The 24,829-nt window shown below is 73.5% G+C and carries 22 protein-coding genes and 1 pseudogene; 18 read left to right on the forward strand and 5 right to left on the reverse strand.

The genetic code is table 11. The features are described from left to right. The first annotated feature begins 56 nt into the window (after positions 1-56). The 4 genes from AB0H81_RS27625 (at position 57) to AB0H81_RS27640 (ending at position 4,987) form a co-directional block, all read left to right on the forward strand. The gene (locus AB0H81_RS27625) at positions 57-2,138 is read left to right on the forward strand and encodes a BTAD domain-containing putative transcriptional regulator (RefSeq protein ID WP_358380383.1); all 2,082 of its coding nucleotides are present in this window, start codon (positions 57-59) and stop codon (positions 2,136-2,138) included. A 309-nt stretch (positions 2,139-2,447) separates the two neighbouring features. Beyond that, a complete protein-coding gene (locus tag AB0H81_RS27630; RefSeq protein WP_358380385.1) occupies positions 2,448-3,362 on the forward strand; it encodes an NmrA/HSCARG family protein in 915 nt (304 codons plus the stop codon). Next, positions 3,359-4,225: a TIGR03620 family F420-dependent LLM class oxidoreductase gene (locus AB0H81_RS27635; protein WP_358380387.1), complete on the forward strand. Its 867-nt coding sequence runs from the start codon at positions 3,359-3,361 to the stop codon at positions 4,223-4,225. Before AB0H81_RS27630 ends, AB0H81_RS27635 begins: the two co-directional genes overlap by 4 nt. A gap of 198 nt (positions 4,226-4,423) precedes the next feature. Beyond that, positions 4,424-4,987, forward strand: coding sequence for a YciI family protein (locus AB0H81_RS27640; protein WP_358380389.1), 564 nt, complete (start codon positions 4,424-4,426; stop codon positions 4,985-4,987). A 174-nt stretch (positions 4,988-5,161) separates the two neighbouring features. Here the strand turns inward: AB0H81_RS27640 and AB0H81_RS27645 are convergent, their stop codons facing one another. Continuing rightward, positions 5,162-6,151, reverse strand: a complete 990-nt coding sequence (locus tag AB0H81_RS27645) for a transcriptional regulator (RefSeq protein ID WP_358380391.1) — start codon at positions 6,149-6,151, stop codon at positions 5,162-5,164. 63 nt (positions 6,152-6,214) lie between these two features. On the opposite strand from AB0H81_RS27645, the gene AB0H81_RS27650 reads away from it, so the two are divergent. After that, entirely contained in the window at positions 6,215-7,360 is a 1,146-nt protein-coding gene (locus AB0H81_RS27650; protein WP_358380393.1) for an epoxide hydrolase family protein, read from the forward strand. A gap of 334 nt (positions 7,361-7,694) precedes the next feature. Here AB0H81_RS27650 and AB0H81_RS27655 read toward each other — a convergent pair whose 3' ends face one another. Continuing rightward, positions 7,695-8,378, reverse strand: coding sequence for a tetratricopeptide repeat protein (locus AB0H81_RS27655; protein WP_358380395.1), 684 nt, complete (start codon positions 8,376-8,378; stop codon positions 7,695-7,697). Positions 8,379-8,567: 189 nt separating this feature from the next. Between AB0H81_RS27655 and AB0H81_RS27660 the strand changes: the two genes are divergently transcribed. The 10 genes and pseudogenes from AB0H81_RS27660 to AB0H81_RS27705 all read left to right on the forward strand — a co-directional run bounded on the left by AB0H81_RS27660 (position 8,568) and on the right by AB0H81_RS27705 (position 17,259). Continuing rightward, a complete protein-coding gene (locus tag AB0H81_RS27660) occupies positions 8,568-9,020 on the forward strand; it encodes a hypothetical protein (RefSeq protein WP_358380397.1) in 453 nt (150 codons plus the stop codon). Then, positions 8,998-9,621, forward strand: a complete 624-nt coding sequence (locus AB0H81_RS27665; RefSeq protein ID WP_358380399.1) for a tyrosine-type recombinase/integrase — start codon at positions 8,998-9,000, stop codon at positions 9,619-9,621. The genes AB0H81_RS27660 and AB0H81_RS27665 overlap by 23 nt, the downstream gene beginning before the upstream one ends. Positions 9,622-9,898: 277 nt before the next feature. Further along, positions 9,899-10,996, forward strand: coding sequence for an integrase (locus AB0H81_RS27670; RefSeq protein ID WP_358380401.1), 1,098 nt, complete (start codon positions 9,899-9,901; stop codon positions 10,994-10,996). A gap of 71 nt (positions 10,997-11,067) precedes the next feature. Beyond that, a complete protein-coding gene (locus AB0H81_RS27675; protein WP_358380403.1) occupies positions 11,068-11,685 on the forward strand; it encodes a DUF6461 domain-containing protein in 618 nt (205 codons plus the stop codon). A 243-nt stretch (positions 11,686-11,928) separates the two neighbouring features. Next, positions 11,929-12,147, forward strand: a complete 219-nt coding sequence (locus tag AB0H81_RS27680) for a hypothetical protein (RefSeq protein ID WP_358380405.1) — start codon at positions 11,929-11,931, stop codon at positions 12,145-12,147. A gap of 703 nt (positions 12,148-12,850) precedes the next feature. Then, positions 12,851-13,238, forward strand: a pseudogene (locus tag AB0H81_RS27685) (aldo/keto reductase); the annotation flags it as partial. 64 nt (positions 13,239-13,302) lie between these two features. After that, positions 13,303-13,620, forward strand: a complete 318-nt coding sequence (locus AB0H81_RS27690) for an aldo/keto reductase (protein ID WP_358380407.1) — start codon at positions 13,303-13,305, stop codon at positions 13,618-13,620. Between the two features lie 760 nt (positions 13,621-14,380). After that, on the forward strand, positions 14,381-14,698 hold the full coding sequence (locus AB0H81_RS27695; protein ID WP_358380409.1) for a hypothetical protein: 318 nt from the start codon (positions 14,381-14,383) through the stop codon (positions 14,696-14,698). 112 nt (positions 14,699-14,810) lie between these two features. After that, complete coding sequence (locus AB0H81_RS27700; RefSeq protein ID WP_358380411.1) at positions 14,811-15,707, forward strand: alpha/beta hydrolase; 897 nt, start codon at positions 14,811-14,813, stop codon at positions 15,705-15,707. A 139-nt stretch (positions 15,708-15,846) separates the two neighbouring features. After that, entirely contained in the window at positions 15,847-17,259 is a 1,413-nt protein-coding gene (locus tag AB0H81_RS27705) for a hypothetical protein (protein ID WP_358380413.1), read from the forward strand. Between the two features lie 6 nt (positions 17,260-17,265). Here AB0H81_RS27705 and AB0H81_RS27710 read toward each other — a convergent pair whose 3' ends face one another. Further along, a complete protein-coding gene (locus tag AB0H81_RS27710; RefSeq protein ID WP_358380415.1) occupies positions 17,266-18,246 on the reverse strand; it encodes a helix-turn-helix domain-containing protein in 981 nt (326 codons plus the stop codon). A 58-nt stretch (positions 18,247-18,304) separates the two neighbouring features. Here AB0H81_RS27710 and AB0H81_RS27715 point away from each other — a divergent pair, with 58 nt between their 5' ends. Then, complete coding sequence (locus AB0H81_RS27715) at positions 18,305-19,501, forward strand: MFS transporter (RefSeq protein WP_358380418.1); 1,197 nt, start codon at positions 18,305-18,307, stop codon at positions 19,499-19,501. On the opposite strand, the gene AB0H81_RS27720 is transcribed toward AB0H81_RS27715, so the two are convergent. Together AB0H81_RS27720 and AB0H81_RS27725 are read right to left on the reverse strand one after the other, a co-directional pair. Beyond that, a complete protein-coding gene (locus AB0H81_RS27720; RefSeq protein WP_358380420.1) occupies positions 19,491-20,156 on the reverse strand; it encodes a response regulator transcription factor in 666 nt (221 codons plus the stop codon). The two genes, AB0H81_RS27715 and AB0H81_RS27720, sit on opposite strands and share 11 nt — an antisense overlap. After that, positions 20,141-21,355: a histidine kinase gene (locus AB0H81_RS27725; RefSeq protein WP_358380421.1), complete on the reverse strand. Its 1,215-nt coding sequence runs from the start codon at positions 21,353-21,355 to the stop codon at positions 20,141-20,143. The genes AB0H81_RS27720 and AB0H81_RS27725 overlap by 16 nt, the downstream gene beginning before the upstream one ends. Before the next feature lie 247 nt (positions 21,356-21,602). Here AB0H81_RS27725 and AB0H81_RS27730 point away from each other — a divergent pair, with 247 nt between their 5' ends. Both AB0H81_RS27730 and AB0H81_RS27735 read left to right on the forward strand, forming a co-directional pair. Then, the gene (locus tag AB0H81_RS27730; RefSeq protein ID WP_358380423.1) at positions 21,603-22,589 is read left to right on the forward strand and encodes an ATP-binding cassette domain-containing protein; all 987 of its coding nucleotides are present in this window, start codon (positions 21,603-21,605) and stop codon (positions 22,587-22,589) included. Then, positions 22,586-24,826: an alpha/beta hydrolase gene (locus tag AB0H81_RS27735; RefSeq protein WP_358380425.1), complete on the forward strand. Its 2,241-nt coding sequence runs from the start codon at positions 22,586-22,588 to the stop codon at positions 24,824-24,826. Before AB0H81_RS27730 ends, AB0H81_RS27735 begins: the two co-directional genes overlap by 4 nt. Positions 24,827-24,829: the final 3 nt, after the last annotated feature.

Consider the following 24,829-nt stretch of genomic DNA (forward strand, 5'->3'; position numbering starts at 1 on the left):
AAGGTGCGAGGCGGGTACCGTGCGGCGGCGACAGCGGAAGGGCACGGGCGGGGCGGATGTCACCGTTCCCCGGCTCGTACACCGCTCCCTGCGCGTCGGCCAGCCTGTGGAGGTCGTCGCGCCCGCCCCGGTCCCCCGCCCGGCTGCTGGTCACGGAGGGCCCGGGGTACGCGCTGCGCGCCGAGCCGTACGCCGTGGACGCCTGGCGCTTCGAGCGGGCGGTAGCCGGGCCCGCGACGACGTCACCGGCCGACGAGCTGGCCCGCCTGGAGGAGGCGCTGGGGTGGTGGCGCGGTCCCGCGTACGCGGACTTCGCGGGCGAGCACTGGGCGCGGGCGGAGCGCTCCCGCCTGGCCGAGCTACGGCTGCACGCCGTGGAGCGGCGGGCGGCGGCGCTGCTCGCCCTCGGCCGGCCGGCGCAGACGGTGCCCGACCTGGACGCGCACGCGGCGGAGCATCCCTGGCGCGAGGAGGCTTGGCGGCTGCTGGCCCTCGCCCTGTACCGGGCCGGGCGGCAGGGGGACGCGCTGGCGGTGCTGAGACGGGCCCGGTCGCTCCTGGTGGAGCAACTCGGCGTGGACCCGGGACCCGCGCTGCGCCGCCTGGAGACCGACATCCTCCACCAGGCTCCCCACCTCGACCCCGCCCCCGGGCCGGGACAGGTCACGGGTGGGGGGCCCGCACAGGCGCCGGACGATGGGCGGCCCTCCGGACCGGGACAGGTCATGGACGGGGAGCCGCCGCAGACGCCGGACGACGCGCGGTCGGCCGGGCGGGTGTGGGCCGAGGCGGCGGCGATGTACGACAGCGCTGTGCCGTCCGGCGCCCGGGCGCGGCTGGAGTCCACGATGGGCCTGCTGCGCAACCTCGCGGTCACCGGGGGCGGCGGCCTGGAGGCGGCCCGCCGGCACCGCGTCGCGGCCGTCCAGGCGGCCGAGGAACTGGGCGATCCCGAGCTGACCGCCCGCGTGATCGGCGCGTACGACGTCCCGGCGATCTGGACCCGCGTCGACGACCCCGAGCAGACGGCGCAGATTCTGGCGGCGGCTGAACGCGCCCTGGCCGCACTCCCGCCGGACGGCCACGAGGCGGCGCGGGTACGACTGCTGACCACGATCGCACTGGAGTCGCGCGGCGGCGGCCCTTCGACAGGGGATGCGTCCGGAGACCGCCCCGCACACGGACGAGAGGCCGCTCGGGAGGCCGCTCGGGAGGCCGCTCGGGAGGCCGCTCGGGAGGCCGCTCGGGAGGCCGCTCGGGAGGCCGCTCGGGAGGCGGAGGAGCTCGCGCGGCGCCTCGACGACCCGGCCCTGCTGGCGTTCGCCCTCAACGGCGCCTTCATGCAGAGTTTCGGCCGCGCCGGCCTGGCGGATCAGCGTGACCGCATCGGCGCCGAGCTGGTCTCCCTGTCGGCCCGGCACGGCCTGGTCACCTCGGAGGTACTGGGGCACCTCATCCGCCTCCAGGCGCGTGGCGCGCTCGCGGACTTCCGCACGGCCGACCAGCACGCGGCGGCGGCCGACCGGCTGGCGGAACGCCACGAGCTGCCGTTGGTGGGGGTGTTCACGCAGTGGTACCGGGCGCTGCGCCTCGCCGCCACCGGTCACCCGCCGAGCGAGGAGCGCGATCACCCACCGGGCGCCCCTGGTGGCGGAACACCGGCGGCCGCCACGGAGGTGGAGGCGGCCTACCGGGACGCCGCGGCGCGGCTGGAAGGCGCCGGCATGCCCGGCATGGAACGCGGCCTGCTGCCGCTCGCGCTGCTCTGCCTGCGCGTACGGGACGGCCGGCCGGCCCCGACCGACGAGGACATCGACTGGGGACCGTACGAACCCTGGGTCAGGCCGCTGGTGCTGCTGGCCCAGGGCCGTCACGCCCTTGCCGCCGCGGCGCTGCGCGCGGCGCCGGAACCACCGGGCGACCTGCTGCTGGAGGCCCTGTGGTGCCTGACGGCCCGTGCGGCCGTCGCGCTCGGCGACCGGGAGACGATGGAACGCGCCCACGCCGCCCTCCTGCCCGCGAAGAACGAGCTGGCGGGGGCCGGAAGCGGGGTCCTGACCGTCGGCCCGGTCTCCGCCCACCTCGCCGCCCTGTCTCGGGGAGACGGCCGATCCGCCCTGTCTCGCGGAGACGGCTGAGGGCTCACGCGCCGCTCGTCGGGCCTGGGCATGCCCAGGATGTCCGGGATGTCCGGGGTGTGGACCCGCGGCTGGGGCGTGAACCGCGGCATCCGCGCGGAAGCCGAAACTCCCTGGCTGCGGCGGCGTCCATGTGAGATCCGAGCACCTCAGCGCATCCTCAAGCGTCGGGGGCCAGGTCGTGCGGCATGCGGGTCTCCGACGAGCTTGCGTAAACGGGGTGGCCCTCCATATCGTACTCACTCAGAACCGGAGGGCCACCCCACTTAGCGGGGTGGCCGCCGCATGCCTACGAATTGGAGACACATCGTGAAGACCATCGTGGTGGTGGGTGCGACCGGCCTGCAGGGCCGGGCCGTGACGGCGCGGTTGCTGGCCGGCGGCTGGCGGGTACGAGCGGTGACGCGCGACCCGGACGCCGCGGCGGCCCGGGCGCTGGCGCGGGCGGGAGCCGAGCTCGTCAGCGCCGAGATGGACGACACCGCCTCGCTCATAGCCGTGGCCGAAGGCGCCCACGGCCTGTTCAGCGTGCAGCCCACCGTCGGCTCGCCGGGCACCCCGGCGGGCTTCTCCGCCGAGGACGAGGTCCGCTGGGGCCGCAACGTCGCCGACGCGGCGCATGCCGCCGGTGTGCGGCACCTGGTCTACGCCTCCCTCGCCGGCGCCGGCCGGCACGACACCGAGAAGCTGCCGCAGAACACGATCAACAAGTGGCGGATCGAACAGCACATCACCCGCCTGGGCCTGCCCGCGACCTTCCTGCGCCCGGTCTCCTTCATGGAGAACTACACCGGCGCCTACCACCTGCGCGACGGCGCCGTGGCCACCCCGTTCGCCGCCGGCGTACCCCAGCAGATCATGGCCGTCGACGACGTCGGCGTCTTCGCTGCGCTGGCCTTCGCCCGCCCTGGCGAGTGGATCGGCCGCGCGGTGGACCTGGCGGGGGACGAACTGACCCCGGTGCGGATCGCCGCGGCCGTCTCCGAGGCCGTCGGCCGGCCGCTGCCGTACGTCCAGATCCCGATCGAGGCGATCGCCCGGATCAGCGAGGAGTTCGCCTACGCCTACACCTGGCTCAACGAACGCGGCTACCGCGCCGACGTCGCCTTCACCCGCGCGCTGCACCCGGGCCTGATGGACCTGCGCACCTGGCTGGAACGGACCGGAGCCGCCCAGGTCACCGGCTTCCTGGCCACCCGGGGCGTCGCAGAGCAGGACCGATGAGTGCGCTCGGCCTCGGACGGGTCGGCGTCTGGGCGGGCGAGGCGGACCGCTGGCCCGCCCCCGCCCTGCGCCGGGCGGCCGCCGCCGTCGAGGACCTCGGCTACCCGGCCCTGTGGTTTCCCGAGACGACCGGCCGCGAGGCCATGACCCAGGCCGCCCTGCTGCTGTCGGCCACCCGGCGGACGGTCGTCGCCACCGGCACCGCGAGCATCTACGCCCGCGACGCGATCAGTACCGCGGCCGCGCAGCGCACCCTCGCCGAGGCGTTCGCCGGCCGGTTCCTGCTCGGCCTCGGCGTCAGTCATCCCGCTCTGGTCACCGACGTGCGCGGCCACCGGTTCGGCCCACCGGTGGCGACCATGCGCGCCTACCTGGACGCGATGGACACCGCCCCGTTCGGCCCGCCGGTCCCCGCGGCGCCTCGGGTCCTGGCCGCGCTGGGTCCGAGGATGCTCCGGCTCGCCGCCGAGCGCGCGTGGGGCGCCCACCCGCTGGGCATGCCGGTCGAGCACACGCGCCGCGCCAGGAGCCTGCTCGGGCCGCGGGCGCTGCTGGCGGTCACCCAGCTCGTCGTCCTGGACCCGTCTCGCGCCCGCGCGGCCGAGCTGGCCCGTGCCCACGCGGCCGCCGCACTGCCCAACCGGCTCGCCCTGCTACGCGACCTGGGGTTCGACGACGCCGAATCCCTCGCTGACCCGCTGGTCGACGCCCTGGTGGCCACCGGCGGGACCGAGGAGATCGTCCGGCGGGTCGGGGAGCATCTCGACGCCGGAGCGGATCACGTCAGCCTGCACGTGCTGACGACCGCACCGGACGAGCCGCCGCTGCGCCCATGGGAGGAGCTCGCGGCGCGGTTGCTGTGAGCGGGCCCGGGGTCGGGCCGTCGAGGCTCGTCCGGTCTCGTACCGCCGCTCTCGAGCCTGGCACCGAGGAGAACCAGCACGGTCCCGCTGACGCCCGAGGAGCAGGACGCCCTGCAGCCCCTCCTCACCCGCGCCGTCGTCCGGTGACTCGCCCGTGATCCCTTTCGGGGCACCTCGTGCGCGGTGATCCGCCGGTGGGTGAACACTTTGGCCATGGAGTTCTTCTGCTACCACCGTGACCGGCCCGGCTCCCTGGCACTGCGCGACGAGCTGCGGGAAGAGCATTGGTCCTACATGGACCGGTACGCGAAGGAGCTGATCGCCCGGGGCCCGACCTTCGCCGACGACGGCGAGACCCCCACCGGCAGCGTGCACATCGTCGACCTCCCCGATCCCGTCGCCGCCCGCGCGTTCGCCTTCGACGAGCCGAACTACCAGGCCGGCGCCTACCGGGACGTGCTGCTGCGGCGGTGGCGCAACGCGCTGGGGCGCACCATGTGGGATTTCCCCGGCGGCCGGGAGGGCGGCAACCGGTACCTGGTGCTCGGCCTCGGCTCAGGGGAGGCCGCCGACCTCGTCGTGCCGCCCGGCAGGGACGAGCTGATCGCGTACGGGCCGCTGTCGTCCGACGACGGCACCACCTGGCTGAGCACGGCGGCGCTGGTCCGGGCGCCGGACGCGGACGCGGCACGCGCCATCCTGACCACGGACCGGTACGCGGACATCGAGGTGCACAGCTGGGAGCCCGGCGGGCGGCGGTGACAGCCCTCGGGGATCATCTGGCCCGAGCGCTGTCTGCCCGGCGCCGGCGACGACTTCGTCTCCAACGAGGTGATCGTCAAGGGCCTGAGCACCGCCGACGTCTGCACGCCTGGCTGGTGGAGGACCGGGAACGCGTGAGGCGGGGGAGCCGGCGGCTCTTCCACGCAGCCGCGCTCAGGACGAGCCTCGAGAGCGCTTCACGCTGTTCCCGGATGATCCGGCGGCGGTGGCGAGGCGGGCGGACAGGACGCGCATGCGGTCGACGAGCTCGGGCGGCTCGTGCACCTCGAAGTCGATGTCCATCAACGCGACCCAGACGGCGAGCTCGTCGAGGTCGTTCGCGCCGCTGGACAACGTGCACGACCGCTCGTCGATCGGCTCGACCGTGCCGATCGTGGCCGGCATGCGCTCGGCGACGACCTCGGCCGGCGCGTGCATCGTGAAGCGGCCCTGGTATCGGTAGGGCGCGCTGGAGATCGACCGCGACATGTAGGCCGCCAGGTCGGGGTCGGGCGGGTCGCGCGGGACGAACCGCGGCCCGTTCGGCGTCCGCAGGCTCAGGCGGTCCACCCGATAGGAGCGCCAGTCGGCCCGGCTGGTGTCCCAGCCCAGCAGGTACCAGTGCCGCCCCGAATGGACCAGCCGGTACGGCTCGGCGGCGCGGACGCTCTCCTGCCCGTCGTGCGCCCGGTAGTCGAACCGCAGGGTCTCGTGGTCGCGGCAGGCGGCGGCGATGGCGGTCAGGGACGCCGGGTCCACCGCCGAGCCCGCCCGCCCCATCGGCACGGTCATCGACTGCAGCGCGTGCACGCGATGCCGCAGCCGGGACGGCAGCACCCGTTCCAGCTTGGCCAGCGCCCGTACGGAGGTCTCCTCGATCCCCGACACCGAGCCCCCGGCCGCCGTCCGCAGCCCCACCGCTACCGCCACCGCCTCGTCGTCGTCCAGCAGGAGCGGCGGCAGGTCCGTGCCCGCGCCGAGCCGGTAGCCGGGCGCGCCCGCGGTGGCGTGCACGGGATAGCCGAGCTCGCGCAGCCGCCCGACGTCACGGCGGACGGTCCGCCCGGTCACGCCTAGCCGTTCCGCCAGTTCCACGCCCGACCACTCCCGGTGGGTCTGCAGGAGCGAGAGCAATCTGAGCAACCGGGCCGATGTCTCCAACATGCTCTCCAGAATGCCCCACTCCTAGGACCGAGCCTGTCCTAGCGCACCTCTAGCGTGTTCTCCATGACGTTCACCACGGCGATCAGCCCGTTCCGCATCGACATCCCGCAGTCCGCGCTCGAGGACCTGCACGACCGGCTGGCGCGCACCCTCTGGCCCGATGAGCTGCCCGGCGTCGGCTGGTCGTACGGCATCCCGGTCTCGTACGTGCGGCAGCTGGCCGAGTACTGGCGTACCGGGTACGACTGGCGCGAGCACGAGGCGGCGCTCAACGCGTACCCGCAGTTCACCACCGAGATCGACGGCCAGAACATCCACTTCCTGCACGTGCGGTCCCCCGAGCCGGACGCGCTGCCGCTGATCCTCACCCACGGCTGGCCCGGCTCGGTCGCCGAGTTCATGAAGGTCATCGGCCCGCTCACCGACCCCCGCGCCCACGGCGGCGACCCCGCCGACGCCTTCCACGTCGTCGCCCCGTCCATCCCCGGCTTCGGCTTCTCCGGCCCCACCCGCGAGACCGGCTGGGACCTGCGCCGGGTCGCCCGCGCGTGGGCCGAGCTGATGAGCCGCCTCGGCTACGAGCGCTACGGCGCCCAGGGCGGCGACAGCGGCTCCGTCATCTCCCCCGAGCTCGGCCGCGTCGCCCCCGACCGGGTGGCCGGCGTGCACGTCAACGGCGCGCTCGGCTTCCCGACGTTCGACCCGGCCGAGACGGAGGGCCTCACCGAGGCCGAGCAGGCCCGCATGCGGATCTACGCCGACCACGACCGCTCCGGCTACGCGATCATCCAGGCCACCCGGCCGCAGACCGTCGCCTTCGGCCTGCACGACTCCCCCGCCGCCCAGCTGGCCTGGATCGTGGAGAAGTTCAAGGAGTGGACCGACCCCGCGCACGACCTGCCCGAGGACGCGGTCGACCGGGACCAGATGCTCACCGACGTGACGATCTACTGGCTGACCCGCACCGCCGCCTCGTCCGCCCGGCTCTACAAGGAGGGCTCGGCACAGTGGGGGATGCCGGTCGAACGCTCGGAGGTCCCGCACGGGGTCGCGGTCTTCCCCGGCGACGGCGGGATCCGGCGTGTCGCCGAGCGCGAGCACAACGTGATCCACTGGTCGGAGTTCGACCGGGGCGGCCACTTCGCCGCCATGGAGGCCCCCGACCTGCTGGTCGACGACGTCCGGACGTTCTTCCGGAAGGTCCGCTGACCTGCTGGTCCGCGACGTCCGTGCGTCCTTCCGGAGGAACCACTCACCGCAGACCGACCCTCAGAGGTCCATCCGGAAGGTGCGCAGACCTCGGCGATGGAGGCGGCCAGGACCACGCCGTGCTGTTCTCTTCTCCTGCCGGTCTCTGCCAGCACATTGCCGACCTGGTTTTGTTCGCTAGAAGTGGCCGCGAATGTTCGTGAGTTCGGACCGCGTTGGTGACACGAAACCATGATCGATGTTCGCGACAGGTGACCGTACTCGGCGCGGGTGTTCGCCGCTGCCCGTCTGGTGACAATGAACCTTGAGCTTGTGACATCGCAGCGTCAGCGGCTCAAGGCGCGCTCTGATCGTGGGTCTCGTCATGATCGGTGTCCGGCGCCATGATCTGAGTACGCGCCTCCGCGACCTGCCGCATGATGCGGCGGGCCCCGCATGCCTCGGCGGTGGCGTACGCCTCTGCGGCCAGCACCACCGCGTCGTCCCGTCGGCCTTGCGCGGCGGCGATGTAGATCAGCCCTACCTGGTCGGCGGCGACACCGGCCAGCAGCCCGATCTCCCGGCGTAGCCGTACCGATGCCTCCAAATGCTCCCGGGCGGCGTCCAGCCGACCTGCGGCATGGTCGGCGATCCCCAGGTGCCGGAGGGCTTCCGACTGGGTGTATCGGTCGCCCGCCGCCGTGGCCAGGTCGTACGACTGCTCAAGGAGAGGAATGGCGCGGTCGGGGTCGCTCCGTACGACCTGGTGGAAACAGCCCTCCCAGAACACCGAATCCGCCTCGCCCGCCGCATCGCCCAGCGTCCGGTACAGGCGAGTGGCACGCTCGAACAGCGCCAGCTCACGCGGATCCTCGCGCCGGTCCTCGAGGAACCGCGCGCGCAAGATCCGTCCCCGGGCCAAGGCGAGATCGGCTTCGACCTTGTCCAGCTCCCGCTCCGCCGCCGCCAGCTCACCGACATCGCCCACGAAGACAGCGTGCTCATAGGACAGCTTGGCCTTCTCGATGGGTCCCTCCATACCTGCCCCGCTCACCTCGGCGATACCTCTCGTATGCGGTCCATGAGACCGTGCTCCGGCGATCTCAACAAGCTTTCAGACCTATCCAACCTTCGATGGCACGAACTCCGAGTTCTGTGTCACAGGACACGGACGCGCCGGGCCGCGGCGCCGGCGGACGGTGTCAGGGCTGGCCGCCAGCCACCTGGAGTGGCACATGTTCCTGTCTTCAAGGGGTTTCACCGGTTTCTGCAGGTGCGTAAGGCTGCCGAGATCGAGGCCGCGTTCGGGGTGCGGCTGGTCTGCCCGGTGAATGAGTTCAACGCCTCCCGGCATGTCGGCGACGACTCACCGGCAGCGCTGCCGCCGCCGACGCCGGAGCGGGTGAGCGGCTTCTTCGACTTCCTCAAGGACCGGATCGCCACGGCCCGAAAGTACGCGTCGGCGGCGCGGGATTATGCGCCGTTTCGCACCCTGTATCACGCTGGGCTGCGGTCGGAGGAGGCCGCGCTGCTGGACCGGCCGGACGTGCACTGCAACCGGGGCCCGTTCGGCAAGCTGCATGTCCGCTTCGGCAAGGGCGCCCGCGCCTCCGGACCGCGGCCGCGGTGGGTGCCGATGCTGGACGGGCTGGAGCTGGTTGCTGCGCTGGTTCCTCAATGACGTGCGCGGCCGCTTCCCCGACTCGCCGGTATTGTTCGCCGATGAGTCCGGCGGGGCGCTGCATCGCGGCACCATCCGTAACCGGCTGCGCTATCTCATGCACCTGGAGGGCCGGCCGGAAACCGGAAGGTTCAGCCCGCATGCGCTGCGCCGGACGTGCGCGACCCACAACTACGAGCGCGGCGTGGACCTGGTGGCCATCCAGCAACTACTCGGACACTGGACGGTGAGCTCGACGATGCGCTATGTCCGGCCGTCGGCCGCCTTCAACGAAGACGCCTATCGCCGGGCGGTGACCAGCACCCTGGCCGCATTGTGCACGGCGCTGGAGTGCAGCCCCGACGACCTGATCGAGGTGGACACCACCTCCGTCGAACAGCCCGCCCGCCGCAGCCGACGACCGAGCCCAAGGCCGCCTCCAGCGGCCGGTCTATGCCGCCACTGTGACCTGAGCGGGAGGGCGGCGATGGGCCAACGGCAACGTGACTGTGTGGACTGTGGCGGCCCGGTCGGCATCATCGACCGCCTGCACTGCTGCCGCTGCCTCAAGCGGCTCGACGAAGCGACCGCCAACGCCCCCTGCCCGGGCTGCGGCAAGTAACGGGTGCTGCGGGCCGACACCGGCCGGTACATCACGTGCTCACACGTCTGCACCGAGTGCGGGCATCCGGTCCGCTCGCCTGAGGCAACGCTGTGCCGGGACTGCGCCCGCATGCCGGCCACGGCCCGTGCTCGGCCTGCTGCATCGAACGGCCCTTCGTCGCCGGCGAGAACCTCATCGCCCGGCTGACTGACTGCCGCCTGCCTGGCTGGGCGACCTCATCGGCCACCTGGCCGCCGGTCACTCGCCAGCCCGAGCCTGCGTCCTGATCGGCCAGTTGGGACGGCTGCTGGGCGGCGAGCACCCCAACCACCCCCAAGCCTTGTTGGAGCGGGCCCGGCTGCCCGGCCGCTCGATGGGGCCTTTGGCCCGAGGGCTGGAGATCTTCTTCGTCGAACGCGGGCTGGCACTGGCCACCGATCACGCCGAACGACTGGCCGCCGGCCGCCGTCGCCGCCGGATCGACGCCGTCCCCGAGCCGCTGCGGCCTGCGGCGGAGGCCTTCAACGCCTTCCTGCTGCGCTCCCGCGAGCGCGCCCGCCAGGCCGGGACACTGCCCCGTGCCGACGTCACCCTCGACATCATGCTGTCCACCGTGCGCGATCTGGCTCAGCACGTCAGCGCGCGTGGACAGCATGACTGGGCCCTGGTCGACGTGCACGACATCGAGGCGTTCCTGGCCGCCCAGCCCAAGAACCGGCCCTGGCGGCTGCGGATCGCCCGGCAGTTCTTCCGCTTCGCCAAGACCCACAAGATGATCCTGATCGATCCCACCGGCGGACTGTCGGCCAAGACGGCCAAGGGCTTCATCGGCCAGACCCTCACCCTCGACCAGCAGCGACGCCTCTTCCGGAGATGGATCACCGACCCGGCTGTCCACCCGCACGAGGCTCTGCTGGGCATCCTCGCCCTGCTGCAGGGCGCCTCCAGCAGCGAAGTCCGCCACCTGCGCCTGGACGACATCGAGCCGGCCGGTCGCGCCATCCGTCTCGGGCAACGCCCCCACCTCGTGCCCCTGGATCCGGCCAGCTGGAGCGCCGTGCAGCGGTGCGTGGCGCACCGCGAGACTCAGCACACAGGCAACCCGCATCTGATAGTCACCAAGGGCACCAAGGCGGGCCGGAGCCCGGCCTCCGTCGCCTGTGTCAGCCATGTCCTGGCTCCGGCTGGTATCTCACCGCGGATGCTTCGCTCCACCCGCCTGATCGACCTGGTCAAGACCATGGACGCCAAACTCGTCGCCGCAGCCTTCGGGACGCACCTCGATGGGGTCATGATCTATCTCGCCGATCATGTCGACCCCGACCGCCTGCCCGCACCAGACTCGGCCGACCGGCGGGGTGAGGCTTATCCTTGCTGCGGCGAGCCCAGATGATCACGATGGGCGCGGTCCGGACACGCAGTACGGGGCGTCCTGTGGGATGTCCCCTCCTTCGAGAGGCGGCCATGCAGTCACCGACTTACCTGCACGACCTTCTGGTCGCGACCATCTTCACCGAGGGGCTCGATGTCGAGATGGACCTGTGGGCACTGGGATTCAGCGCCATGTGGATCAAGGACCTGGACCTCGAAGCGCTCGCCCGAAGCTTCCGCCTGAACCTCGCCACCCGGACCCCGTGCTACCTGAGCGAGATCCTCGATCACAACATCGACGACCAATCCACTTGGGTTGCCGAGGTCAACGGCTGGATCGGCGTCGTGCCGGCGCATGCTGACGGCGAGGGCGTGCGCTCCGTCACCGAAGGCGGCCGTCAGGCCCTCGGCCTCCGCATGGACATCAACGGCAACGCCTACTTCGATTACGCTCGCGACGGCCGCACGGTCGTCTCCTTCGACCCGCTCTCGCCCGAGAACTGGAAGCGGTCCGGCGACGACCCGCACGCACTCGATCACCTGATGGACGGACTGCGCTTCCAGATCAGCGATGACGACGTCCTCGACAATCCCGTGGAGGATCCGGAGAGCATCAGCTCGGCCTTGGCGCTGATCGGGCGCATCACGGAAACCGACATCGCCGCCGACTGGTTCCTGGCACAGCACTCACGCATCAGACCCACCTCCTGACGGCTCGCGCCCCGGGCAGGAGGGCACCGATGGCTGGCCGCCCTGGGAAACCTCCGTCGTGACCTGCTGGAGGCGGGAGAACAGCTGACCGCCTTAGCCGCAGACACACGCGCTTTTCGTTCATGGCTGAACGTGTGCAGTGTCGGTGTCACCTGACATGTTCCATCGCCACCCCTCACGCTTCGTTGCAAACCGACGCCCGCCGGGTGGCCCGCACCGGCTCCGGACGGCGTTCTCATCCTCATGGCCGAGCAGGGTGGGAGCCGCTGGGACACTCCCCTGATCGACGAGGGCACCGCCCGCGTGGCCGGCTCCGTGTCCGCCTCGCTTCTCGGCCCCTACCAGCTCCCGGCGGCGATCGCCGCGCTGCACGTCCAGGCGCTGCGGGGCGAGGACACCGGCTGGCAGCAGATCCTCACATCCGGTTCGGAATTCTCAGGCGCATGGGGCCGAACCCGGTGATCGCCCTCAACCATGCCGTCCCGGTCGCGATGACCCGCGCGTCTCGGGCCCGGACTCGGCCTGCTGGAAAGCCTGGACGACGGCGACAGCGCGCCGCCCCCGGGCATCGGGCGGCGGCGCCTGGCACCACCGCCTGCCCCCGTTCGCGTCCTCGTGCCGCAGCTGGCGGGCGACCGCGCCAAGGTGCGTGAGAGCCACCGGCTGGCGGCCCGGCGCACCCCGAGTCTGCCCGAACGCCCCTACCTGCGGGGACCGCGCGGCCGGCCCCGCCCGACAGGAGCCCTGGCACACCTCCGGACGTCACTACCTGCAGGGCATGGTGGCCCAGCCAGCCCGGCAGAGACCTGACGTACCCCAGAACCGCCGCTACCCCCAGGACGGGATCGCCCGGCCAACCCGACAGAGGCCACCCAACACCACCGCTCCCCCAGGTCGGGATCGCCCGGCCGGCCCGATAGGGCACTGGCGTACCCCCCGAACGGCGCTCCCCGGCACAGCCCCCGCCCTGCCTCCCGGCGCGCGGCGACAGGCATCGTGGGCAGGGGCACTTCTTACCCGCGGGCAGGGGCCTTTCTCCTCTGGCCGACCGCCCTGCTCCTGCGCGGGCCGCCGTGATGATCGAACGAGCTCCCGAGAGGTGACCATGAAGCACACCACGCTGGGCGACCTGGACATCTCCCGCATCGGCCTGGGCACGATGGGCATGTCCTTCGGCTACACCGGCGCCGGCAGCGACGACGCCGAGTCCGTCCGTACCATCCACCGAGCGCTGGACCTGGGCGTCACTTTCCTCGACACCGCCGAGATCTACGGCCCGTACGTCAACGAGGAGCTCGTCGGCCGCGCCTTGCGGGGGCGACGGGACGAGGTCGTGACGGCGACCAAGTTCGGCATGATCTCGCACGCGAACGGCGGCCCGGGAAACCTCGACAGCGGCCCGGCCAACATCCGCGCCTCCGTCGAGGGCTCACTCAGGCGGCTCGGCACCGACCACATCGACCTGTACCACCAGCATCGCGTCGACCCGGACCCCCATCGAGGACACCGCCGGCGCCCTCGCCGAGCTGGTACGGCAGGGCAAGATCCGCCACATCGGCCTGTCCGAGGCCGGACCCGAGACGATCCGCCGGGCGCACGCCGTCCATCCGGTGAGCGGTGCGGTCGGAGTACTCGCTGTGGACCCGCGACGTGGAGGAGCGAGTTCTGCCGGCGCTGCGCGAACTGGGCATCGGCTTCGTGCCGTACTCGCCGCTCGGCCACGGCTTCCTCACCGGCCGGATCCACTCACCCGAGCAGTTCGACGACACCGACTGGCGCAAGACCAGCCCACGCTTCATGGGCGAGAACTTCCAGCGCAACCTGCGTCTCGCCGACGAGGTGCGGGCCGTCGCCGACGAGGCGGGCGTCTCGCCAAGCTCGACGCCCTTCCTCCGGCCGCCGGCGAGCACCACAACGAGGAGCAGATGCGGATGATCGAACGCTGACACCACCGGCGGACGGCCGTCCCTACGCCAGGGATAACCATGTCGCTGTCAGGCGTCTGACAGGCGTCGCCCGCGGTGTGCGTGTCAGCCGTTCGCGGCCGAAGAACCGCGCCGCCGTCCTCCGCCTGGGCGCGCCGCGCGAGCCGGCGGCAGGTGGGGGCGCCGATCTTCCTGCGCAGGGTCCTCAGGTCGGCCGCCAAGCGCGGTAACGGGCTGTCTCCGGCTTCCAGGGGACGCTCTCGCCGGAGGCGCCTTACCCTGTCCTCCTCCGGGACGCCGGGACGCCGGGACGCCGGGACGCCGGGACGCCCGCGAGATGATCGCCCTGATCTGGCAACCGACGCTCATCCCACGCAAGTGACTGCGTGGCGACAGCCGGGGTGGCCGGGCGTGGAAGGAGTCTGATAGCGTCCGCGATGCACATGATCGGCTGTGATCGACCTGAGGAGGTGAGACCCATTACCGCTGTATCCGGCTGGGCGCTCCCCTCCCCCATGGCTGTGCGGATCATCTGAACGCAGGTGACCGTCGGAGCGCCCGCGAGGCATCCGAAAGGCACCACATCCATGCGTTTGATCTCGGAGACGTCCTCGGACGGCGTCTCGGAACGTCTCCTCACCCCTTGCGACGTCTCCGGCGTGTTCTGGACACCGGACGGCGCCCCTGATCCCCGTCCTCTCGTACTGCCGGGCCACGGCGGCGGGCGGCACCAGAAGGCGCCGGGCATGGCGGCCTGCGCTCACCCCTCCGTGACCGGTCCCGGCCTCACGGTGGCGGCTCTCGGCACGCCCGGTCACGGTGACCGGCCGCGAACCGGACAGGAAAAGCTGGTGGCGCGCGCGTCCGGGCTCGCCATGTTCGACGCGTTCGCCTCCTGGGAGGCGGATCTGCATTCCGACCAGGGCGGCCACCTGGACGTGCCCGCGTTCGAGCTGGACGCCTCGGAGCGCTTCTTCGTCCGGCACCTCGCCGACGACGACACTTCCGCAGCGACGTCGGTGACGCCAGTGCCATCGGTGACGTCAGTGACATCGGCGCCCCGCGCCGGAGCCATGACGGCGAGCTGAGCCGGCAACGCGCCCTGGCGACGCCCCTGGTTGAGGCGTCCCTGGGTGGCCCGGCGTGCGGCCGGGCCGCCCCTTCTCCGATTTCCGATTTTTCCGACGAAGGGATCGAACGATGCCGTTCTTCATGGGCTCCGACGGAGCCTCCCTCTTCTACGACGACCACGACAACCACGACGGCCCCGAGCACGGCACCGGCGGCGACACGAGTGCGCCGGTCGTCGCGCTCGCCGGCGGCGCGGCCGCCCACCCCCGCTACCTGGGCGACCTGGCCGGGCTGGGCGGTCACCGGCGCCTCGTCGTCCCCCACCTGCGGGGCGTGGGACGCTCCCCGCTCCCCCGCCTCGCCGAGGCGGCCTCGTACTGGCGGCAGGCGGAGGACTTCGAGCGCCTGCGCGCCCACCTCGGCCTGGATCGCGTGCTGCTGCTGGGCCATTCGGCCGGGACCCGGCTGGCGATCAGCTACGCGGCGCGCTTCCCGCGGCGGCTCGCCGGCATGGTCCTGGTCACGCCGCCGGCCGCCTACCTGGTCGACGAACCCTCCGACGCCCCGGAGCTGATCGACCGGCGGCGCGGGGAGCCGGAGTTCGACGCCGCCCTGGCCGCCTGGGACGCCGGACCGGACACCCTGGACGACCCCGGGTTCAACGCCTGGCAGCAGCGGGTGGCGCCGCTCGGCTACGCCGCCTGGGGAGAGAAGGAGCGGGCCCACGCCGCGACCACGCACTACAGCTATGCCGCGAACAGGGCCTACTTCAGCGCCGACCCGCCTGCCGACCTCGCGGCGCGGCTGGGTGACGTCACCGCCCCGGTCCTGGTCGTCGCGGGGGCCCAGGACTACGGCCTCGGGGTCGCCCCGGTGCGCGCGCTGGCGAAGCTGTTCCCGGCGGGCGAGATCGTGGTGATCGAACGGTGCGGGCACCATCCGTGGGTGGAGCAGCCCGAGGCGTTCCGGCGCGCGGTGGACGGGTTCCTCGGGACGCTGCCCCGCGACCGGCCGGCGGCGGGCTGACGGCCGAGGCGTCCGCGTCCGGTCTCGGCGGAGTGCCACCCTGGTCGTACGCGCGGGCGTGCGGGTCATACCGGGGTGGCACGCTTCCCTGGACATTGGGCCGATGCCCCGGCCGGGGCCGCTCTCCGACGATGTTCGGATGAACGTGGTGATACTGGGCCTGTCCCCCATGGAGCTCACGGCTCTGGTCACAGGCGTCGTGCCGGTGGCGGCCCGCCTGCTCCCGTACCGCGTGCGGCGGCCTGTCGGGCTGGGCTGCGCGGCGGTCTTCGCGGTGTCCGCGGTCGTGCTGGCCGTGACCGGCATCCGCTGGCAGCTCGTACCGGTGCTCGCGGGCGGGGCCCTCGCGCTGGCCCTCACCGTCCCGCCGCTGCTCAGGCAGCGCGCCGGACGGCCCGCGCGGTGGGCCGGCCGGTTGGGGGCGGCGGCGGCCCTGGCCTTGAGCTGCGCCGGGGCGGTGGCGGCGTGGGCGCTGCCCGTGCCCGTGTTCCCCGAGCCGCCCGGCTCGTACGCCGTCGGCACCACCGTGACGCAGTGGACCGACGGCGACCGCCCGGAGACCGCCACGGCCGACGCCGGCGACCGGCGCACCGTCGTGGTCCAGCTCTGGTACCCGGCGAGCGGCGCCAACAGGCCCACCGGCCGGGCGCGGTACCTCGGCCGCACCGAGCGGGAGGCGCGCACCGTCGCCCGCGGCCTGGCCGGCTACTTCGGCATGCCGGGCTTCCTGCTCGACCAGGTGCCGCTCGCCGTCACGCGCTCGACACCCGGCGCCCCGGCCGCCGGCGGGCGCTTCCCGGTGGTGCTGTTCTCGCCGGGGCTCGGCGGGGTACGCACCCAGAACACCGCCTGGGCCGAGGACCTGGCCAGCCGGGGATACGTGGTGGCGGCACTCGACCACCCGTACGACTCGGCCGTCGTCACCCTCGACGACGGCCGGGTGATCCGCACCCGGCTCGCGGCCACCGGCGACCCGGCGGAGGACGAGCGGCGGGCGGCCGCGTGGACCGCGGTCCGGGCCGCGGACCTCCGCTTCGCCCTCACCCAGCTCGGCCGGCTCGACCGCGGCGAGCTCCCGGGCCCGCTGGCCGGGCGGCTCGACACGCGCCGGGCCGCGGTGACCGGTCACTCGCTCGGGGGCGCCGCCGCCCTGCAGGCGGCCCGCCAGGACCACCGGTTCGCCGCCGTCATCGACGTGGACGGCTTCCCCCGCGACCCCGCGCCGCGGCCGTTCCACCAGCCCGTGCTCGCGCTCGTCCACGACGTCGAGCCCGGTCAGGAGCGCGAGTACGTCGACCGCCTCACCCGGGTGATACGGCTCAGCACGGCCACCGGCTACCGGCTCACCGTCCCCGGTTCGGCGCACCTGACCTTCACCGACGCCCCGCTCTACCTGCCGCCGCTGCCCGCGCTCGCCGGCTCGCGGGGTCGGGAGGACGGGCCGCGTGTCACCGCGGCGGCCACGGCCGCCTTCCTGGACGCCACCCTGCGGGGCGCGCCGGGCGACCCGGCCTCGACTTTGTCCGCGTACGGCGAGCTGGCCGTCCTCTAGGCCCCCTCAGCCGTCCCCCTCCCCCTGGCTGTCGATCAGGGCATCGCCCAGCAGGGTCCGGGAGTAGAGGACGGACCGGCCGGAGCGTTGCCGCCGGACCAGGCGGGCGTCCAGCAGCACCTTGAGATGCCGGCCCACCGACCCCAGCCCCTGGCCGGTCAGCGCCACGAGCTGGGTCGTGCTCTTGGGACTGTCGAGCAGGACGAGAACGCCCGCCCGGGCCCCGCCCAGCAGCCTGCCCAGCGCGTCGGGCAGCGGCGGGGGATCGCCTCCGGCGAGCGGCCCCCAGCACGGGTACGCCACCGCGTACCGGTGGGGCAGCTGCCAGCTCACCCAGCCGGCGCTCGGGGTCACCGGCACGAACAGCAGCCGGGCGCCGGCCAGGTCGCGGGGCGGGTAGTCGCGGGCGTTGATCTGCAGCCGGCCCTCCCCCAGCCAGCGCATGTCGGGCCGCATGCCGCCCAGCGTCGCCGCCCAGCCGCCCTGGCTCAGCCGTTCCGACCTGGCGACGATGTCGGCCTCGATGACCCTGCGGCGCCGCGGCCAGCTGGGCAGCACGGTCTCCCGCCACACCCATTCCAGGAGATCGGCTGCGCGTCCGGCCAGGTCGTCGCGGCGTTCCAGCGCGGCGGGGAGCGGCCCGCCCAGCGCGACCGCGAGGTCCGCCCGGACGACCTCGGCGGGGGTCGCGCGGATGCCTTCGAGCTCGTCGTCGAAGGGCGTCTCCCCTTCGCCGGCGGGTGTGGGGGTGAGGAAGTCGGCGATCCAGTGACGCCCGAGCGCGGCGTGGACGAACAGCGCGGTGATCGGGTCGGCGGACAGCCGGCTCCGGTAGGCGGGCAGGTGCGCGTCCAGCCAGGCGCGCTCCCCCGGGTGCGCGGCCGCTCCCTTGGCCAGGGTGAGGAACCCCGAGGTGGTCTCGGCGAGCGCGGAGACCACGAACCGGCTCCCGGCGAGAGTGTCGGCGTCGACCTGCCACCAGCCCATGGTTTCGCCTCCTCGCGAAACCATAGCAAGGGAGTCGCGGGGCCGATGAGATTCACGCATGCGTACGTATGGGGATCTCTTTCGCGTGCCGCAGTTCGTGCCGTTGTTCGCCTCCTCCGCCGCGAAGACCATGGGCACGACGGTGAGCGGCCTGGCTCTGGGCACGCTCGTCTACGCCGCGACCGGCTCGCCGCTCCTTTCGGCCCTGAGCATGTTCGGCTCGTCCTTCGCCCAGGTGGTCGGCGCGACGGCGCTCATGTCAGCGGCCGACCGGTTGCCGCCCCGCGCCGCGCTGACCGTGCTGGCCGCGGCCCTCGGCCTCGGCACGGCCGTCCTCGCGATCCCCGGCCTGCCTGTGTGGGCGATCTTCGTGGTGCTCTTCGGCCTCGGGCTGGTCGCCTCGCTGGGCGGCGGGGTGCGCCAGGGGCTGCTGACCGAGCTCCTTCCCGAGCGGGCGTACGTCCTCGGCCGCTCCGTGCTCAACGCGTCGGTGGGCATCACGCAGATCTGCGGGTTCGCGCTCGGCGGGCTGCTGCTGACCACTCTGACGCCCCGGGGCACCCTGCTCGCCGCGGCGGCGCTCGACCTCGCCGCCGCGCTGATCGCCTACTTCGGGCTGGGCCACCGCCCGGCCCGCGCCTCCGGGCGGCCGTCCGTCGCCGCCACCTGGCGCATCAACGTCCGGCTGTGGTCGTCGGCGCCGCGCCGGTACGTCTTCCTCGCCCTGTGGGTGCCGAACGGGCTGATCGTCGGCTGCGAGGCGTTGTTCGTGCCGTACGCGCCCGGGCACGCGGCGCTGCTCTTCGCCCTGGCCGCGGCCGGCATGCTGGCCGGGGACGTCCTGGTGGGCCGGTTCGTCCCGGCGCGGTGGAGGGAGCGGCTCGCCGCCCCGCTGCGGTTCCTGCTCGCCGCGCCGTACCTGATCTTCTTCCTGCATCCGGCGCCGGTACTGGCGGCGGTGGCCGTCACCGTGGCCTCGGTGGGGTACGCGGCGAGCCTCATGCTCCAGGAACGCCTGGTCGCCCTCACCCCGTCCGACGTGCGGGGACAGGCGCTGGGGCTGAACTCCTCGGCGATGATGACCATGCAGGGCGTGGGGGCCACCCTGGCCGGGGCCCTCGCCCAGTACACCTCTCCGGCTCTGGCCATGTCGGTGATGGCGGCGGCCTCGGTCCTGGTCACCGCGTGCCTGGCGCCGGGGCTGCGACCGGGTCCCGCGCGGCAGGGCCTCCGTTCCGAGCCGGTCACCTTGTGACGGCCGGGGGCGCGGCCTGCAGGTAGGCGAGCACCGCCATCACCCGCCGATTGTGGTCGTCGGACGGCGGCAGGCCGAGCTTGGCGAAGATGTTGTTCGTGTGCTTGCCGACCGCCTTGTCCGTGACCCGGAAGCGGGCGGCGATCGCCAGGTTGGACAGGCCCTCGGCCATCAGCGCCAGCACCTCCCGCTCCCTCGGGGTCAGCCCGCCCAGCGGCTCGTCGCGGCTGCGGCGGGTCAGGAGCTGCCCGATCACCTCGGGGTCCATCACGGTGCCGCCCGCCGCGACCCGGCGCACCGCGTCCACGAACCGGTCGACGTCGCCGACCCGGTCCTTCAGCAGGTAGCCGACCCCGCCGGACCGGTCGGAGAGCAGCTCGCGGGCGTACAGCTGCTCCACGTACTGCGACAGGATCAGCACCGGCAGCCCCGGCACCAGGCGGCGGGCCGCCAGCGCGGCGCGCAGCCCCTCGTCGGTGTGGCCGGGCGGCAGCCGGACGTCGATCACGGCCACGTCCGGGCGGCAGCGGGTGAGGGCGTCCAGCAGCATCGGGCCGTTGTCGACGGCCTCGGCCACCTCGAAGCCGTGGGCCGTGAGCAGGCGGATCAGGCCGTCGCGGAGGAGGGCGAGGTCTTCGGCTATGACAACGCGCACGGGAGCTCCATGGTGAGTTCGGTCGGGCCGCCGGGAGGGCTGTGCAGGGTGAGCCGCCCGTCGAAGGCGGACAGGCGCCGGTCGATGCCGCGGATGCCGGTGCCGGCGGTCCGGTCGGCGCCGCCGCGGCCGTCGTCGCGCACCGTCACGCGGAGCAGGCCGCCCGCGTGGGACACCCGCAGCCACGCGCGGGACGCGCCGCTGTGCTTGGCCACGTTGGTCAGCGCCTCGGCGGTGGCGAAGTACGCCGCGGACTCCACCGGCGGCTCCAGGCGGCCCGGCAGGTCGATCTCGACCTCGACCGGCGCCGGGCACAGCAGGGCGGCGGCCTCGATCGCGCCGGCCAGGCCGCGGTCGGCCAGCACCGGCGGGTGGATGCCGCGCACGAGGTCGCGTAGGTCGGTCAGGGCCTGGCCGGCCACCTCCCGCGCCTCGTCGATCATCTGCCGCACCTGGTCCGGGTCGCGGACGCCGCGGGCCAGCCCCAGGTTCATCCGGATCGCGACGAGCTTGGCCTGGGCGCCGTCGTGCAGGTCGCGTTCGATCCGGCGCAGCTCCGCCGCCCGCGCGTCGACCACCACGGACCGCGACTCGGTCAGTTGCCTGATCCGCGCGGCCGGGGTCGCGTGCGGAAGGAGCAGCATCGCCGTCAGCCGCGCCTGCACGGTCTGGAGCAGGGGGACGGCCATGAGGGTGATCGCCGCTATGGCCGCCACGGAGACGCTGAAGGCCAGGGTGGTCACCGACTCGTACTCGGCCACGCGTACCCGGAAGAAGACGTAGTCGAAGGCGGCCACCAGCGCCCCGATGACGAGGGCGGGGCCCGGCCAGGTGAGGCCGTGCACGGCCAGCCAGGCGAGCTCCCGCCGGGTGGCGGGGTCGCGCAGCGCGGGGAGCAGCCCGGCCCTCGGTTCCAGTGCGGCGCGCCACGCGTACGGCTCATGACGGGCTTCGCCGGCTTGCCACCGGTACGGCGCGAGTCCGCCCGGGTCGAGGGTCCGGGCCGCCCAGGCGCGCTGGAGCAGGGCCAACGACCGGACGAGCGCGAGCACCCGGGCCGCCGGCGGCAGGCCGAGCCCGGCCGGCGGCACCAGCGCGAGGCTGACCAGCAGCAGGGCGAGCAGCGCCAGCGCGGCCACCCCGGTGGCGACGTTCAGCAGCAGCCCTCCGGCCGCGCCCCACAGACGACGAACCCCCATCACAGCAGCAGCCCTCCGGCCGCGCCCCACAGACGGCGAACCCCGATCACAGCAGCGGCCCTCCGGCGTACGCGCGGCGAATCCTGATCACGGGCAGTAGTCTGCCCGATCCGCGACGCGGAGACGGTAGGCCCAGCCCCACCACCGGGGGTGGGAACGCCCGTCCCCAGTGGTGGGCGCACCCCCATCGTGATCGGCCGGCCGGGCCGGAAGGCTGACGGCCGTCAACCGAGCGATGGGGGAGACCGTGATCGAAGTGAGCGGGCTGACCATGAGATACGGCGGCAAGGTCGCCGTCGACGACCTCAGTTTCACCGTGAGACCGGGGCTGGTGACCGGGTTCCTCGGCCCGAACGGCGCGGGCAAGTCCACCACCATGCGCGCCGTCCTGGGCCTGGAGCCGCCCAGCGCGGGCGAGGCGCTGGTGAACGGCCGCCCCTACGCGTCGCTGCCCAGGCCCATGCGGTCGATGGGGGCGCTGCTCGACGCCGGGGCGGTGCACGGGGGCCGCAGCGCGCACGCGCATCTCGCCTGCCTGGCCCGCAGCAACGGCATCGGCCGCGCCCGGGTGGACGCCGTCCTCGGACAGGTCGGCCTGTCCGGGGTCGCCGGCCGCAGGATCGGCGGGTTCTCGCTCGGCATGCGGCAGCGTCTGGGTATCGGCGCGGCGCTCCTCGGCGATCCGGGGGTACTGATGCTCGACGAGCCGCTGAACGGGCTGGACCCGGAGGGCATCCGCTGGCTGCGCGACCTGTTGCGCTCGCTGGCGGCCGAGGGCCGTACCGTGCTGCTCTCCAGCCACCTGATGAACGAGATGGCGCTCACCGCGGACCACGTCGTCGTCATCGGGCGGGGCCGGCTGATCGCCGACAGCGCCATGGACGTCCTGGCCGGGCACTTCCAGCGGGACGTGCTCGTCCGCACGCCCCGTCCGGAGCGGCTCGCCGGCGTTCTGCGCGCCCACGGGGCGAGCGTGGTCACCGAGGACGACGGCGCCCTGTCGGTGCGGGACCTGGACGCCGCCCGGATCGGGGTGCTCGCGCTGTCCGAGGGGATCCCGCTCGCCGAGCTGTCCCCGCGCGGCACGTCCCTGGAGGAGGCGTTCATACGGCTCACCGAGCACGACGCCGAGTACCGTGCCGGCTCCTGGGCCGGCTCCTGGGCCGGCTCCGGGGCGGGTTCCGGGGCGGGTTCCGGGGCGGGTTCCGGCGATGTCCGGGAGGCCGTCCGATGAGGGACGTGATCGCCTCGGAGTGGCTGAAGCTCCGCTCGCTGCGCTCGAACCTCTACCTGCTGGCCTGCTCGGTGGCGGCCGTCCTGGCCAGCGGCGGGGTGGCGTTCCTGATCGGCCGCGGGTTCGACGACCAGCCGCTCGAACAACGGATGGGCTTCCCGGGCAACGGGGACGGCGTCGGCAACGGCATCGCGGTCGCGTACTTCGTGTTCGGCGCGCTGGGCGCCCTCGCGATCACCTCGGAGTACGGCACCGGGATGATCCAGACGAGCCTGGTGGCCGTGCCGCGCCGGCAGCGCCTGCTGCTGGCCAAGGTGCCGGGGCTGGCCGCGGTGTCGCTGGTGGCGGGTCAGGTGCTGGCGTTCGGCATGCACCTGGCGGCGATGGCCGTGCTCGGTGAGCGGGCCGGCCAGTTGCTGCGCGACGGGCAGACGCTGGGCACTCCGCTGTCGGAGCCGGGCGTGCCCGCCTCGGTGGTCGCCGCAGGGCTGTCGATGGCGGCGGTCGCCCTGGTCGGGCTCGGCGTCGGGGCCGCCGTCCGCTCCACCCCGGGCGCCCTGGTCGTCCTCGTCGTGGTCGTCGTGGCGCTGCCGACGGTGGCGAAGACCCTTCCCTCGCCGCTGCGCGCGCAGGCCGGCTCGTTCATGATCGAGAACCTGCCGCCGCAGATCGCGGGGGCCGGCGGCGGGCTGCTGCCGCCCGCGGTCGCGGCGGGGGTGCTGGTCGCGTACGTGCTCGCGGCGCTGACGGCCGGCGCGGCGGTGATCGCGCCGAGGGGGCGCAGGAGCAGGGCGCTGGCCGTGGGGACGGCCGCCGTGGTCGCGGTGTCGGCGGTTCCCGCCGCCGCGTCCGGCTCGGCCCGATCCGCCCCGTCATCCCTGGCCTGGACGGGCTGCGCGGACAAGGAGGTCGTCAAGCAGATGCGGTGCGCCACGATCGAGGTGCCCGTGGACTGGGGCAAGCCGTCGGGCCGGAAGGCCGGGCTGACCGTCGGCATGCTGCCCGCGACCGGCGTCGAGCGCCGGATCGGGGCGGTGTTCGCGATCCCCGGCGGGCCGGGCGCCTCCGGGGTGACGGATCTGAGCAGGTACGCGGGCAGCTTCAGCGAGCTGCGCGAGCGCTTCGACGTGGTCACGGTCGAACCCCGCAACACCATCGACAAGGGCGTCCTGCCGTACGAGTGCCTGGTCTCCGGGCCGTGGATCACTCTGCCCGGCAGCCGCGCCGAGTACGCCGCGCTGGGACGGCGCAACCGGGCGGCGGCGCAGCGATGCCGGGCCGCCGATCCGGAGTACTTCGACCACATGGACTCGGCCTCGGTGGCGCGGGACATGGAGGCGATCCGGATCGCGCTGGGAGAGGAGCAGCTGAGCTTCATCGCCTCCTCCTACGGTGGCGTGCCCGGCATCGCCTACGCCCGGCTGTTCCCCGGCCGCGTCCGCGCGATGGTGATGGACGGCGCGGCCAGCCCGTTCATGGACCGCGCCCACGGCATGCGCTCCCACGAGAGGTCCTTCGACCGGTTCGCCGCCTGGTGCGCGGCGACCGCCGCGTGCGCGCTGCACGGCCAGGACGTCGGCGCGGTCTGGCGGGCGCTGGTGGCCCGGGCCGACCGCGTCCCGGTGCCGGTCGACGGGGAGTCGCCCCGGGCGGCCTACAGCGGGTTCGATCTCAAGCAGGCCGCCGTTCCCAGCGTCGTCTCGCCGGGCCCCGCGCCCGGGTTCCCCCGATGGACGCAGCTGGCGGAGGCGATCAAGCGGGCCGCCGGCGGTGACGCCTCCGGGTTCGCCGGCTATGTCCGGCAGGCCGCCGACAGCGCGAAGGTCCCGTCGTTCGCCGGGATGAACATGACCCACTGCCTCGACGGCATCGGCTACCGCGACTTCGAGGAGTACAGGAAGGCGCGTCGCGAGGGGGAGCGGCTGCTCCCCAACCTCGCCGGCGTCGAGCTGTGGCACCCGCTCGGCTGCGCCGGCTGGCCGGCCCCCGTCACCAACCCGCCCGTGCCGCTGCCCGCCAAGGGACTGCCACCCTTCCTGGGTGTCGGCTCCCGGACGGACTTCGGCCTCGCCGAGGACATCGTGCGGCGGGTGCCGGGGTCGTCCGCGGTCCCGTACGAGGGCGACGGGCACGCCCTGTACAACAGCGGCGTCTCCTGCGTGATCGCCCACGTCAACCGCTACCTCGTCAGCCTGCGACTTCCCGCGCCGGGCACGGTCTGCCGCCCCGCCGCCTGAGGC

Origin of the sequence: Nonomuraea sp. NPDC050691 (genome assembly GCF_040654455.1) — a bacterium.
GTDB lineage: Bacteria > Actinomycetota > Actinomycetes > Streptosporangiales > Streptosporangiaceae > Nonomuraea.